This window comes from Nitrosopumilus adriaticus, from assembly GCF_000956175.1.
GTDB classification, from domain to species: Archaea; Thermoproteota; Nitrososphaeria; order Nitrososphaerales; family Nitrosopumilaceae; genus Nitrosopumilus; species Nitrosopumilus adriaticus.
The window spans coordinates 1244960-1258942 of sequence record NZ_CP011070.1; the positions used below are offsets into that span (position 1 = coordinate 1244960).

Here is a 13983-nt window from a genome sequence, read left to right on the forward strand (position 1 = left end):
GTGAGACATTATTCAATGATGGAAGTTTCTTCAAATTTCCACATCTTTTGTTTTTTATCATATACAACTTGAAAACTAATCTCTTTTTTGGTTTCATAGTTTTTTCTTTTACATATGCTATAGCGAGAGCGCTCAATGAATTTGGATTTCCATACCTTCCATGTGTGAGGAGTGAACCTTAATTCCTCCATCAATAAAACATCAGGCACATTATGATTTTCAAAAATTATCTTTACAAGATAATTCCATTTAGAAGTAAAATTAATCTTCGAACTCATCATCACTCTCTCTCTTTTTTACACTCATGTCTATACCAACAACACATATCATCAAATGGCATAGTAATTCCATTTCTTGTGTCAAAATAGATAATTTTGTAACAATGATTACATTTAGTCATGATTACATTTCCTCTTTTGAGGTTCTTGCCAAATCCAAGGCAATTCTTCGTATTCCTCAAAATCTTTTCCAGATAACAGATCAATACCAAACACATTTTCAGAAATTACTATTTTGATTAGATCTTCAACAGACAAAGTTAGATTGTCAGCTGATTTTTTCAGCATTTCATATGTTATAATATCAAACTTTAGTTCGATTTTCTCACCCCAATTCATTGTAGCATTGCCTCTTCGTAAATCAAGAATTGTCTATCTTCTTCAGAATTACATTTTTCACATAAAGAAATAGAGTATTGGCCTTGTTCCCCACCATCAAAAATTAATCGATGTTTCTTTGGAGCAATACACATGCATTCTCTCTCCATTATGCGATACCTCCTTTTTCAAGAAGATTGCAAATCAAGTCATCAAAAGTCTGACCTTTTCTGCCTAAATTTTGTAATCGATTCCTCGTTGTTTTTTTCAGAGGAATCGAAGTTGTTTTAGATTTTTCCATAAGAATGATAGAAACAATCAGGCTTTGAGAAGTAATTTTGATGATTAATCTCATATTCCGTAACGGAATTCAAAATAACTATGATAAATTGTAAAAAATGAGCCTAATATGGCATATTTCATCCATTATGAAACCCAATAATAATTGAATTTTATAGTTAATAAACCAAATTTTCAGGATTTGGTGTCAAGATAGGAAGAGTGTTTTGAAGTCTTTCTACCATTTTTGTCAATTTGGCAATTTCTTGTTTATTGGAGGACGTTTCCTTATCATTTAGTTCAAGATCTCTTCTATATCGTTCACTTTGGTCAACTGTTAATTCAGGTTCAACCTTAGCAAACCATTCAATTTTCTTCTCTTCACTCATCCTATCATATTGAGGGAGATACCCACCATGACCAATCATCCTATGTGCATATCCTTCTCTATTAACATCAGCACATTTTCCAAAGAAAAATGATCTGAACGAATACAATGTAATTTTTCGATAATTGTTTGAATGATATCTATCTGTGAATCCAACCGAATCACAATATCGTGAAAATGTTTTACTTTCATTTTTTTCTGCAATCAGGGGATCTTTATGCTTTGCAAACACCAGATCATCATCCTGTAATTTTTCCAAAATTGGTAAAATGTGTCCATATGCTTCTTTTGTAAGATAAACAGAACGTCCAGAACGAGTCTTTACACCCTCAGGATGGATAGTTATTTTTATTCTAGAATTAGTTAAGTCAAAATCCTTTTTTCTTGCTTGTAGCAACTCACTAGGTCTTGCTCCAGTTGAAATTAGAGCCAAATAAAATGCCTTTTTCTGAGGTTTTGCTACAGCAAGTATCTTTTGTATTTCTTCCATTTGTAATGCATGTAATTCTTCACGAATTTTCTTTTTCCACACAAGGTTATCTTTGATATCCTGAGGGTGAATTTTGAATCCACGATAATGAAACAATACTTTGAGTTTTGAGAAATATACCTTTAATGTAGATGTAAGAATATTTTTTTGATAATTCCAATCAATCCAGCTTTGTAAAATATCAATTATGGCATCAGTTTTTTCTTTTTCAGAGATAGAATTTAACTCATCAAATATTTCATTACTGGTTCGTCCAGCATAATATTCGTGACAGAATTGATCAAAGGATTTTTGAACGGTTTGGAATATTTCCTGAGTTCTTTTTGAACGATTAGATATCTTTTCTTCAAATGTCTTTTCTTTGGATTTTTTGATGAGGAATGAACTCATAAGAGTAGAATGGATTATCAGAAATTAAGGAAGTAAAGTCCAACATTTCAGTCCGACTTCGTTGTTAAAGTCATATATCTTAAAAACATGAATATTTTTGGGATTTATCTCTATTAAGGCACACGTAGGAATTATTCTTTAGAATAGTCACAATTTGGGCATTTTTTATTAAAAACTTGAGAGCCGCATTCCATGCATATTCCCTCACCCACATCTTTTTCGATAGATTGTTTTCTTTTTCCCACATACACTTTGATTCCAAAATACATGAGAATTACAATAATTGCAGCATACACTGGAGCCATAAATGGGATAAGTCCTATCATGAATAGCAAAAGACCTACAATCAGTAGGATATCACGCCGCTCAAATTTCAATAAAAAAAACACTCAAAGAATTCATAAAAACATGCCGGAGCTCAGAGCCAATTAGTTTACTTCATATCAAAGTCAATTCTCTAACTCTTCTTCATTGCTCGGCAAATAGTATAGGCAATAATTTGATAATAACATAATGATTGATGGTGGGATCGGCGAAATTTGAATTCGCGACCTCTGCGTCCCAAACGCAGAATCATACCAAGCTAGACCACGATCCCAGCGAATTTCCAAAGTCGCCCAATTTAAGCTTCACAGATATGAGGTTTTCAGGGTAAAAATTATTCCCAAACTAAAAATCCATACAGGAGCATATTTGAAATAAAGAAAAATAAGAAAAAAGAGGTTTGTTTTATGTGAACGTTAGTTCCAATTGCGGAATGTTTGCCTGAGTTTCTCGTGCTGCAATATTGATTCTACCTGAAGAGTCCTCATCACTTTTCATGATTACCCAACCGTAGTTTGGAGTACCATCAAGATAAGCCATGATGTCTTTGGTAACATCAAACTCTATCCATTTTCCAGATATGTCATTTGATATCACTACCGTATCAGTAACAGTTGCCATAAAGCTACCACCATCCCAATTTTCACATGCATTCTCATCTGAGCAATCCCATGTTACACCCTTTTGTGTTCCAACAAAATTTGCAAATGGTGCATTAGAGCCTACTCCTTCTTGCCAAGGTTCAGTTAAACTGCGAACAGTAACTGATTGTCCTTCTTGCCATCGTCCATCATTGTCAACTACAAAAATTTTCAGTTTTGCAGAGTCCAGTGTTTTATCACCTATGGCAGTTCCCAATTGTGCTTCATCAAAACCAACTAGGACTCTGTTATTTGTTGGACCAGAACCCATGACACGCAAGACTTCGCTTGCGCCTTCATTTGATTGCTGTAGTCCTTCTCTAACAAAGCTGTCTTTTGATGAAAAGAGAATGGCTGAATTTTCAGTGAATTGAATGTCAGATACAGAAGTTTTTACTGCTCGGAATGCCGAGAAGCTTTCAGTGTTTGTTCCCATCATTTGTGAATCAAAACCTTGGCTTTGTTGAATAAATATTCCAGTAGGGAATGATGCAGATGAAGGATCAAAACATAATCCAGTGTTGCAAAGCATTTCGTAGTTTTTATCAGAAAGCAAAGACGACGTGAATCCATCACCTAGCATAAAAAAAGTCATGCCAGAAAAGACCACGCCAGCTATTACCATCACACTTAGAAGTTTAATTCCAGAATGCTCAGTTGTCGTCAGCGTTTTCATTACTTTATGATATACTATTGTATTAGTATAGACTTGTTTGTAATCCAATTACACACATTTTTCAAATGTATTCTAAAACCAAAATATTCAGAATGTGTTTTGGCAGCAAACAGGTATAATTGATGAAAATTTTAAAGATTAGTTTTTAGATGCAATGAATGATGCATCAACAACACCATATCCATATTCATTGAGATTACCACCTTGTGAGGAATTAGGTCTTGCATTTTGTTCAATTTCATTTAATAATTGTTCAGGAGACAATTCAGGGTTTGAGTCAATCATAAGTGCAACAATTCCTGCAACATGTGGAGTAGTAGCCGATGTTCCATAAAACAAGTTTCCACCATATGCAATTGTGGTGACACCATTTGGACCTACAACGCTTGGAACAGATTTACCATTATTTGTAGGTCCATGAGAACTAAATGATTCTAATTTTCCGTCCATGCTGTTAACTGCGCCAACTACAATGACACCTTTAGCATCAGCTGGAACTACAACACTACCTGAGGATACAGGGTATTCTATACTGTTGTTAACTGAAAATAACTCCATAGAGGAATGTTTTGGTACGTCTGATGGAGATTTCAGATCACCCACATAAGATATTCCCAAAGCATACAATCCGGCCATTTGTGGCATAAAGAATACACTTTCAGTTTTTTCAGAGTCAGAAGTCTGAGTGTTTGCAGAATAATCTACAATTTGTCCTAATGGGTCTACAAGTACCAAATCAAAGTCAGATGAATCACCAAGTCCATCATTCCAGTTCAGATAAATCATAATTGGGACTTTATTGTTAATTTGAGATTCAGATACCGATAGAGATAACCCTTCATCACTTTCTGCAAACTCATGCCATGAATTTAGATCACTATCAGAGAATGAACCCTCCCAGTGTTTTTCTGCAAAGTTACCTGATGGTACAATTACAGAGATTCCATGATTGATTGCTTCTTCAACTTTTTTAGTTATATGACTGGAACCATCAGTTGGTAAGTTTGGCCATCCTGCTGCCATTGCAATTACATCAACATTATTTGCAATTGCTTCATCAATTGCACGTCCAAATTCAACATCAGTGTTCATCTCATATAGATAAAGCCCAGAGTTTGGAGCAACATCAGATATGATTTCAGCAACTGCTGTTCCGTGACTTTGACTATCTCCTTGTTCAATGGATTGGAGAACCATAGAGTTTTCAAAAGAATTTCTAAATGATTTAAAATCTACAATATTATCAGATATTTTTGGATTTTCAGTATCAAATACAATATCAAGTACTGCAACTTTTACATCTTCACCTGTAATTCCAGAACCGTGAACGATATCCACATTTGTTGAGAATACTCCTTCTGAAACTGGATAGATAGTTTTTGGTTTGGTTGGTGTTACAGGAGCAGGGTTTGTTTCAGATTCTATTGAATCAGCATCATCTAAATCATCAGATTTTTTATCTTCGGAATCTAAAAGTCTATCAGACTTTTTATCATTACTGCTCTGTTGCGCGAAAGTATTGTCTTTGGTTTCATCATCTTTAGTTTCATCTATTTTCTCTTTTTCATCATCAGAAATTTCTAATGATTCTCTATCGGATTCTCTATCGGATTCTCTATCGGATTCTCTATCGGATTCTCTATCGGATTCTCTATCGGATTCTCTATCGGATTCTCTATCGGATTCTCTATCGGATTCTCTATCGGATTCTCTATCGGATTCTCTATCGGATTCTCTATCGGATTCTCTATCGGATTCCATAGTAGATTCTGAAGATTCTTTATCGGATTCCATAGTAGATTCTGAAGATTCTTTATCGGATTCCATAGTAGATTCTGAAGATTCTTTATCGGATTCCATAGTAGATTCTGAAGATTCTTTATCGGATTCCATAGTAGATTCTGAAGATTCTTTATCGGATTCCATAGTAGATTCTGAAGATTCTTTATCGGATTCCATAGTAGATTCTGAAGATTCTTTATCGGATTCCATAGTAGATTCTGAAGATTCTTTATCGGATTCCATAGTAGATTCTGAAGATTCTTTTTCTGAAGATTCAGATAATTGTATTAGATTAGCATATTTTACATCCCCAATGGTTTTCACCACATCAACAGAATTCACAAATGGAGACTGTACAGATTCAAATCCACCTCTAGCAAAGTCAGAAAGATTGGTAGTCGCCCTAGTTTTTGTTACATCTTGTAATGCATTAAGACGAGGGATATTTTCAACACTAGTACTAATTTGAACTATATTTTCACCTTGTACTTCTATATCAGAAAGACTTTGGATTTTCTCAATTGTTGCAGGATCAGTATTGGATAACTCTAAAACAATTCTTGTTTTACCTTGATAGGAGTCAACCCCATATTGCCATGCATTTTCATCAGGAGTTTCATCTTTCAAAAGTTCTCTAATTTGATTATCTGCTTTCTTTACCATAACACCAGGATTCTTTTGTTGCTGGATTTCTGAAGATATTTCTTTCACTTTATCCTTTACGTTTTCTACTTCAACAGTAACCCCAGGTTTAACTTCTAAAATCTTTTCAAAATATTGTAATTTTACTTTTTGAGTGTCTTTGATTAATTGTTGTTCAATCTGTTCTAATTGATCTCGAAAATTTTGATCAGGGGATTTTCCCTGATACTCTTTGTTAAGAGTCTTTATTGCTAATTTCGAGAGAACTTTTTCAACTAAAATTCCTTTTTTAGAATCTTTTTGAGCCTCTTTAACGGAGAAATCAATTTCGTCAGATTCATCGTCTGATTCGTCTTCAGATTCATCAATTATTTTATCAACTGCTTTTACAACAGCCTCCTTAATTTTCATTTTAATTTCAGATTCTAATTTTTTTGCTTTTTCCTCATTCTTTTTTGCATTCTCTGCTACTTTGGCAGCATGTTTTGCTGCATTCTCTGCTGCTGATTCTGCGTCAGATGCGGCTTGTTGAGCTGCTGATTCTGCGTCAGATGCGGCTTGTTGAGCTGCTTGTTCTGCGTCAGATGCGGCTTGTTGAGCTGCTGATTCTGCGTCAGATGCGGCTTGTTGAGCTGCTGATTCTGCGTCAGATGCGGCTTGTTGAGCTGCTTGTTCTGCTGCTTGTTCTGCTGCTTGTTCTGCTGCTTGTTCTGCTGCTTGTTCTGCTGCTTGTTCTGCTGCTTGTTCTGCTGCTTGTTCTGCTGCTTGTTCTGCTGCTTGTTCTGCTGCTTGTTCTGCTGCTTGTTCTGCTGCTTGTTCTGCTGCTTGTTCTGCTGCTTGTTCTGCTGCTTGTTCTGCTGCTTGTTCTGCTGCTTGTTCTGCTGCTTGTTCTGCTGCTTGTTCTGCTGCTTGAGTTACAGTCTCAGTTTCAGTCTCAGTTTTGTCTTTATCATTACCACCCAAATGAGTCACTTTATGATGAGCAAATGCGGGTTCGGCACCTGTAAATCCCCAAGTTAATAATAAAATCGATAAAGACAAAATTAGTATCTTAGAGTTAGTCGTGGCACCTGATTGAGTCTTCAATGTAGATATTATAGGATTAATTTAGATTATGAACTTCTGTTTGTAATTCAATTACATACATTTTTCATCAATATTGAATTTTTCAAAAATCATTCAGTTGAGGCAAATTTAGAACGTGATTTAGCATGTTCTTTTTTGATAGGGATTTGATAATTTGCTGGTTTTTTTGGCAATTGGATACTAAATGTTGTAGGATTATTTCTTACAGAGATTTTACCTTCGTGGGCATCAATTATACTCTTACAGCTAGACAATCCCAGACCGGTTCCTGTCTGCTTTGTAGTGAATAAAGGCTCAAATATTTTATCCAAGTCATCGTCTGAAATGCCTTTTCCAGAGTCCTCAACTTCAATAATTACATCATCATCAGTTTCAATAATTCTAAATATGATTTTTCCATCATCATTAATTGCATAGCATGCATTAATTACCAAATTTGTAAGAATGATCTCAAGCTTGTAAGGATCACATAAAATCATACAGTCATTTTCAGGAATAGTAATTTTTACGCCATAAGGAATTTTGTTATTTTTTATTGTTGATTTTATTATAGACAACAAAGAGCATTTTTCACGTTTTACTTCTGTAACGCTAACATAATCTAAAACATCATCTGTTTGGTGCGTAATTCTCTCAACGGCTCTCCCAATACGTTCAAAATTTTTCAACAAACTATCATCAAGAGTATTTTTAGTTTTAATTTCAATAATTTCAAAACTATTTTTTATAACAGATAAGGGATTTCTGATATCATGAGCAAATCTAGTAGCAAGGCTTCCAATTGAAGACAATCTTTCTTTTTCAATAATTTTTTTATGTAATTCTGCAAGGTCTTTTGACATAATATTGATGTCCCTTCCTAATTCAGAAATTTCATCATTTCCTTTTTCAGGATACAGTACAAAATCGCCCTTTGCTATAGAGTGAGTAACTTTTCTGATTTTATTAAGAGGGTTAGAGATTGATCTTAAAATCAAGAATCTGATTACAAGTGCAGTCAACACAAACAAATTTAATGCAATTACAATACTCCATGTGACTTCAGTGACTAGCAAATCAATGTATTCTTGTCTTTGATCAATGTTACCTGATGTCAATTCAATGGCATGATCAATTTCAGCATTCATTTTATCAAAAGAAGAATTAAAATCTTGATTTAATTGCAAGATTTGAAGTCCAGATACACCTGAAGTTTTCAATTGTATCATATTATTTGAAATGAATAAAAGATCATTCCATTTTGCAGCTAATTCCTCAGTAGTGTTGATATCATCATCATAATTTTTAATCATAAGACTAGAATATTTCGAGAATGAGTCATTGAACAAAGATTTTGCTTGCTCAATTTTATAGAAATTAATCTCAAGGATTTCCTCTAATTCACGATATTCATTTTCTCCAGTATTACGAGTTTCATCTTCAATTAACACAATCTCCATTGTTATTGCAGATAGTTGTGTGGATGCATAACGCATATCCTTTAAGGTATCTAAAACAGGCAAGGTCTCAGAACTGATACTAGAAAATGAATCTTGCAGTTGTTTTGTATTCATTATAGAAACAAAAGAAATCATACCGACTAGGGCAAATAAAACTACAACTTCCAGTACCAGTTTAGTCCTAATCTTCATGAAATTAATGCCTGATTTTAAAAACTAAAGAGTAGCTTGTCGAAAGTAAGCTGGCATAAATAACATATTTCATAAAATAATAATGAATTATAGGCATGAATATTTGAAGAAAAGCCTTGATTGTTTGTGAATAATGTAAACACATCTAATGATATAGCAAAAATGACGTAAAAGTTCCATATGCAGGTTCAAGATATCTCCCTAGACGATGATTTCAAACAGAGTGAAGAGCATGATGAGATTACAATTCTCAAGGATTTTGGTTTGGAGGAAGACGAGGCTCAAACATATGTAGGATTGGCACAGTTAGGATCAGCAAAAGCTAGTGAGATTAGTGCATTTACAAAAATTGATAGAGTGAGAACATACAAAATATTAGAAAATTTGAAAAATCTCGGATTTGCAACCTCAACACTTTCATCACCAATCAAATTTTCAGCAAATGAGCCAGAAAGTATTCTAAAAGATATAATTTTAAAACAAAAACAAAAAGTTGAGCATTTAGAAAAAAACAGTTCGCAGTTTTTAAAAATTTTGTCACGCTTAAAATTAAATGAGCCACAAATTGGACTTCCAAAATTAACTATAGTTTCAAACAGGAATAATATTTATGATCAAATGGCAAAAATTATCGAAGAAACCAATGATAGATTATTCATTGTGGTGACATTATCAGATATAATTCGAATGTATTATACATCAATTCCAGAAGTAATCAAAAAAGCAACAAAAAATAATACAAATATCAAATTAATGACAGGACCAGAACTTTTAACGAAACTTGAATACATCAAAAGGCTAGGAATAAATAAATTCAAAATTGTTACCCTTCCCTCACCAGGACGATTGCTTTGCAGTGAGACACAAGTGTTGATGTCAGGAAATACGTCATCTCAAGAAAACAAAAACATCAATGATGAATCAGTCATGGTTACAAACTCAAATGACATTATCAAAAACATGCAAAGCTTGTGTGAGTTTCTTTGGGAATCAGGAGAAGATATTGTAATAGAGGAGAAAAATAATAAAAAAGGAAAGAAATCGCAAAAGCAGTCAACGATTCTAGTAGTTGATGATGATGCAGACGCAGTGAATATTTTTGCAGATTATTTGGAGATAAAAGGAGTTTCAACGGTGGAGAGATGCACATCTGGTAAAAAGGCAATTGAGAGATTCAAAAAGATTCGTCCAGAAGCAGTATTTCTTGATATCATGATGCCTGATGTGGATGGATTTTATGTACTAGATGAGATTCGCAAGATTGAACCCAAAGCAAAAATCATTATGGTTACAGCAGATAAATCTCCTGAAACAACAAAAAAACTAAAAGAGGTAAAACCCGCAGACGTCATCTACAAGCCTTACGACATTGAGCAAATTACAAGGTGTTTAAAATAAAGTTCAATCAAAGAATTCTCCTCTTACCGTTGGCCATCACATTATTTGCAACATTAGCATCCAGTCAAGGGTATTCTCAATCACATGAAAGCGGATTAACTTGGCAGTTAATCTATCTATCAGATAAAGGATGTAATGTTTCAGAAGAACGTAAAGTAAAAGACATGACAGAGATTGTGGAAAAGTATTTTGCAATTTATAAAATAACTAATCAAAAATTAGATTCTGAATGCTTGTTTCAGGGGGAATTTTTTGACAAAACATTTTCAGACGTTGATTTGAATATCATAGTTTTTGATGACAGAATTGGACAGGATTTATTTCTAAAATATGGGTACAATGGTATGTATGCGCATTTTGGTTCACTTAGAATAGATAACCATGTAATTATGGCTACAACCCCTCCACAATTTAGCTCTGCATATGACCATACTGAATTTTCTTGGTCAATATCAGAAAAATTATCTCAATTCATTTTATCCTATCACGGATATAATTCTGAATCAATAGTAAGAATTCTTGATTTTAAATCTGATTATGATATCTGTGTTAAGAGAATTGTAGCTGACGAAAAATGTAACAGCATGGTTGCAGAAATACATTCAGATGTAACAGGAGACGATCATTCAGTACTTGCGCCAATTCCTGAAATATTTAATCAAAAATCAATAAAATATTTGCCAGAGGATCTATATTCATCACATGTGGTCAAAGAAGTATTACGTAAAATTACAAATTGGTGGGTAAATGGAATAATCGATGATCAAATGTATTTAGATTCAATTAAAGAGATTGTAGATGTTCCAATAAAAAATAATAAACAAATCAATACTATAGAATTAGAAATTCCTAATGGGTTTTCAATTCTAAGTTTTTCTAATAAAAAGATGCAAAAAGATTTCAACGAATCTCAAGTCATTACTGCAGAAAATAAGATACACAGTGTTTTAGAGTACGTTCCATTTAACACCGATTCACTATCACCTGATTCAGAATCAACCGAAATTCCAATTTGGTTCAAAAACAGAGCGACATTATGGGAACAAGAGAAAATAGGCGATAGAATATTTTTTGATGGGATGACAGCATTAATTCAAAATGGCGCCATAAGAGATTAACCACATCATCATATTTGCCAGCAATTTTGTAAAGATCCTTTCAACTGAGATAATCATTTTAAAGGCAACTAAATGAACAAAAATGTGCAACTAGAAGACTACCTCAAAGCAGGAAAGATTGCTGCCGAAGTAAGAGAAATGGTCAGAGTAAAAGACTGGATTGGAAAATCAGTATATGATATTTGTGAAGAAGTGGAAAGTGAGATCAAAAAGCGAGGAGCGAAATGTGCATTTCCGGTAAATGCAAGTATTAATGAAATTGCAGCACACTACACGGCTGAACCAAATGACCCAATTACAATCAAAGATACGGATTTGGTAAAAATTGATCTTGGGGCTCAAATTAACGGGCACATTGCAGATACTGCAGTTACTGTCTGCTATGATGCTCAATTTGATGGACTAGTTCAGGCAGCCGAAGAAGCCCTAGGCAATGCAATGTCGATGATCAAAGTAGGGGTAAAAGCAAGCGATATTGGACGCACCATCGAAACTACAATAAAACAAAGAGGATACAAACCAATTGCAAATCTCAGCGGACATTCATTAGAACAATATACAATTCATGCCGGAAAATCAATTCCAAACATTTGGTCAATTGGAGGGTTTTCACTTTCAGATAATTCAGCATATGCATGTGAGCCATTTGTCACCACAGAGCAAGGGGGAGGGTTTGTAAGGAATGGACAAATCAAAAATATTTTTGCAATTAATACACGAAAGAGAACAAAAGATGCAGAAGCTGACAGACTACTTGATTTCATCTGGCAGGAATTCAACATGTTGCCATTTGCATTAAGATGGATTACAAAAGAATGGGAAGAAAAGCAAGCAAGGGAATTACTAAATATTTTGATAAAAAAGAAAGCAGTTCAAGCATATCCCATTCTAATTGAAGTAAATGAACAAAGAGTAGCTCAAGCAGAACATACATTCATCCCATTAGAAGACGGAGTGACCGTAACTACAAAAGCACCATAGAGTAAATTGAGTGAAGAAGTAAGACCATGTCCTAAATGTGGCGGATTTATGTTCAAAGAACAAGGAGAGACAGTATCATGGTTTTGCCCATCATGTAACCTAAAATTTAGAACAAAGTAATTAGAATTTATTGTTCTAGAGATTCACCAAAAATTTTCTCAATCATCATCATACCATCACAAGAAGTACACTTTGAGCATTGAGAAAATAACACATCGCCTTCAGAATATTTTCTTTTTTCTTCTACTCCACATTTAGAGCATTTTTCAACAGTGTATTCTAGAGTAATTTTTTTCTTTTTGAAAATCATTGTGGTACACCACCAGTATTTCCCACACCTATAATTACAATTGAATGGCCTTGAGTTGTATTTTCTCGAATCATCTCATTTACTTGTTCACGCACACTATCAGCAGTATCTGCAATTTCTTTTGTCATCAAAGTTATTGCTTCTTTTACGGATTGTTTTACAACAATAGAAAATACAGGAATGTTCTTAGATGTAGCAATTGCTTCAATTTGAAATTTTTCTGTTCCAATTCCACCAATTGCAGCACCAAATCCTCTGGCAACAGTTGCAGAATCTTCACCTTCCATCTTTAATGCAGCATCAATCATAATTATTGCATCAATTTTATTTTCAGAAACAATTTTCTCCAAGCCATCAGCAGGACGCCCAACAGTCGAGCCAGGACCCTCAGCTTTTACAAGAAATAATTTTCTTCCTTCAAATTCAGATTTTACAAGAGTTGTTTGAAATGCAATTGTTTCTTTTTCTCTCTCTAACATCATTTTTCCAACAATCATCGGACCAATTCCATCACCTACTGGTTGGCCTTTCTTAAATACAGAAATTGCTTCTTTCATTGCCTCAGATTGCTCCATAATAAAAGGAAGAATCATCTGTAAAGGCAAAATTAATGGATAATTGTTTTGTTTTTTTGCAGTAAGATACATGTGATTAATTATTTTGTAAATCATTTGTAGCGATGAAGCAATTTCAAGCAAAGTTTGAGCTTTGCTCAATTCAATATCACTCATTTGAGGAGAAAGGGATCTAACGTGTTCTCGAGTGTAGTCTTCTCTTGACCTAACAATATGTTGGACTTTATCAACAATCCCATTAGGATCCATTTCAACTGGCATTATTGTAAAATAATCTATAAAGCGGTCAATTTTTGGAATTGGATCATCTGCAGGTTTCAAATTTTTATTCACATAACTGATCAATTCATCTCTTGATTCATTTCGAAATTCATCAAGTTTTTTAATTCCTTTTTTAATTTCACCTGATGTCACATAGAGTTGAATTCGTTGACCATAAAACACAAAAAAGAAAATTGGTAAAATCCAAATCAACATCATAAGTGGGTTTGTATCATCACTCATCGCAAATAGCTGTTCAAAATCAAAACTGGTAAAATTCACTAAACTCATCGATCGTCAAATCTAAATTAAATGATTCGTCTCATGGTCAAAATCCATCCAAAAATTAGAAAAAATAGTAAAGTAGAGTAAAAAATTGGCGAGTGCTTTTATTATAGTTCAAATACAAAAAACC

General features: G+C 33.9%; 13 protein-coding genes and 1 tRNA gene. 3 read left to right on the forward strand and 11 right to left on the reverse strand.

All coding sequences use genetic code 11. The features are described 5' to 3' along the window. Positions 1-8 precede the first annotated feature (8 nt). From NADRNF5_RS07350 to NADRNF5_RS07390, 9 genes are all read right to left on the reverse strand, one after another. Positions 9-278, reverse strand: coding sequence for a hypothetical protein (locus tag NADRNF5_RS07350; protein ID WP_148313086.1), 270 nt, complete (start codon positions 276-278; stop codon positions 9-11). A gap of 114 nt (positions 279-392) precedes the next feature. Beyond that, positions 393-617, reverse strand: coding sequence for a hypothetical protein (locus NADRNF5_RS07355; protein ID WP_048116762.1), 225 nt, complete (start codon positions 615-617; stop codon positions 393-395). Beyond that, positions 614-766, reverse strand: coding sequence for a hypothetical protein (locus NADRNF5_RS11165; protein ID WP_160289401.1), 153 nt, complete (start codon positions 764-766; stop codon positions 614-616). Before NADRNF5_RS11165 ends, NADRNF5_RS07355 begins: the two co-directional genes overlap by 4 nt. Before the next feature lie 288 nt (positions 767-1054). Then, entirely contained in the window at positions 1055-2143 is a 1089-nt protein-coding gene (locus tag NADRNF5_RS07365) for a tyrosine-type recombinase/integrase (protein ID WP_048116778.1), read from the reverse strand. 131 nt (positions 2144-2274) lie between these two features. Next, on the reverse strand, positions 2275-2520 hold the full coding sequence (locus NADRNF5_RS07370; protein WP_237089235.1) for a hypothetical protein: 246 nt from the start codon (positions 2518-2520) through the stop codon (positions 2275-2277). A 144-nt stretch (positions 2521-2664) separates the two neighbouring features. Continuing rightward, positions 2665-2741: transfer RNA gene (locus NADRNF5_RS07375), tRNA-Pro, on the reverse strand. Between the two features lie 131 nt (positions 2742-2872). Continuing rightward, complete coding sequence (locus NADRNF5_RS07380; RefSeq protein ID WP_237089236.1) at positions 2873-3832, reverse strand: DNRLRE domain-containing protein; 960 nt, start codon at positions 3830-3832, stop codon at positions 2873-2875. A gap of 90 nt (positions 3833-3922) precedes the next feature. Next, the gene (locus NADRNF5_RS11625; RefSeq protein WP_237089237.1) at positions 3923-7294 is read right to left on the reverse strand and encodes a S8 family serine peptidase; all 3372 of its coding nucleotides are present in this window, start codon (positions 7292-7294) and stop codon (positions 3923-3925) included. Positions 7295-7383: 89 nt separating this feature from the next. Then, on the reverse strand, positions 7384-8925 hold the full coding sequence (locus NADRNF5_RS07390) for an ATP-binding protein (RefSeq protein ID WP_048116785.1): 1542 nt from the start codon (positions 8923-8925) through the stop codon (positions 7384-7386). Between the two features lie 180 nt (positions 8926-9105). Between NADRNF5_RS07390 and NADRNF5_RS07395 the strand changes: the two genes are divergently transcribed. The 3 genes from NADRNF5_RS07395 (at position 9106) to map (ending at position 12422) form a co-directional block, all read left to right on the forward strand. Continuing rightward, positions 9106-10323, forward strand: coding sequence for a response regulator (locus NADRNF5_RS07395; RefSeq protein WP_048116787.1), 1218 nt, complete (start codon positions 9106-9108; stop codon positions 10321-10323). Beyond that, positions 10311-11441 (forward strand): hypothetical protein, encoded by a 1131-nt coding sequence (locus tag NADRNF5_RS07400; RefSeq protein ID WP_048116789.1) that lies wholly within the window; start codon positions 10311-10313, stop codon positions 11439-11441. Before NADRNF5_RS07395 ends, NADRNF5_RS07400 begins: the two co-directional genes overlap by 13 nt. Positions 11442-11525: 84 nt before the next feature. Continuing rightward, positions 11526-12422, forward strand: a complete 897-nt coding sequence (gene map / locus NADRNF5_RS07405; protein WP_048119341.1) for a type II methionyl aminopeptidase — start codon at positions 11526-11528, stop codon at positions 12420-12422. Between the two features lie 127 nt (positions 12423-12549). Here the strand turns inward: map and NADRNF5_RS07410 are convergent, their stop codons facing one another. Further along, positions 12550-12732, reverse strand: a complete 183-nt coding sequence (locus NADRNF5_RS07410; RefSeq protein ID WP_048116791.1) for a hypothetical protein — start codon at positions 12730-12732, stop codon at positions 12550-12552. Then, positions 12729-13859 (reverse strand): DUF1512 domain-containing protein, encoded by a 1131-nt coding sequence (locus tag NADRNF5_RS07415; RefSeq protein WP_048116793.1) that lies wholly within the window; start codon positions 13857-13859, stop codon positions 12729-12731. The genes NADRNF5_RS07410 and NADRNF5_RS07415 overlap by 4 nt, the downstream gene beginning before the upstream one ends. Positions 13860-13983 lie beyond the last annotated feature (124 nt).

What these genes read in the sequence shown, in the direction of transcription:
- NADRNF5_RS07390 (WP_048116785.1), bottom strand. Translation starts at nt 8,925, where the DNA reads ATGAAGATTAGGACTAAACTGGTACTGGAAGTTGTAGTTTTATTTGCC.
- NADRNF5_RS07365 (WP_048116778.1), bottom strand. Translation starts at nt 2,143, where the DNA reads ATGAGTTCATTCCTCATCAAAAAATCCAAAGAAAAGACATTTGAAGAA.
- NADRNF5_RS07410 (WP_048116791.1), bottom strand. Translation starts at nt 12,732, where the DNA reads ATGATTTTCAAAAAGAAAAAAATTACTCTAGAATACACTGTTGAAAAA.
- NADRNF5_RS07395 (WP_048116787.1), top strand. Translation starts at nt 9,106, where the DNA reads ATGCAGGTTCAAGATATCTCCCTAGACGATGATTTCAAACAGAGTGAA.
- NADRNF5_RS11165 (WP_160289401.1), bottom strand. Translation starts at nt 766, where the DNA reads ATGGAGAGAGAATGCATGTGTATTGCTCCAAAGAAACATCGATTAATT.
- NADRNF5_RS07415 (WP_048116793.1), bottom strand. Translation starts at nt 13,859, where the DNA reads ATGAGTTTAGTGAATTTTACCAGTTTTGATTTTGAACAGCTATTTGCG.
- NADRNF5_RS07350 (WP_148313086.1), bottom strand. Translation starts at nt 278, where the DNA reads ATGAGTTCGAAGATTAATTTTACTTCTAAATGGAATTATCTTGTAAAG.
- NADRNF5_RS07355 (WP_048116762.1), bottom strand. Translation starts at nt 617, where the DNA reads ATGAATTGGGGTGAGAAAATCGAACTAAAGTTTGATATTATAACATAT.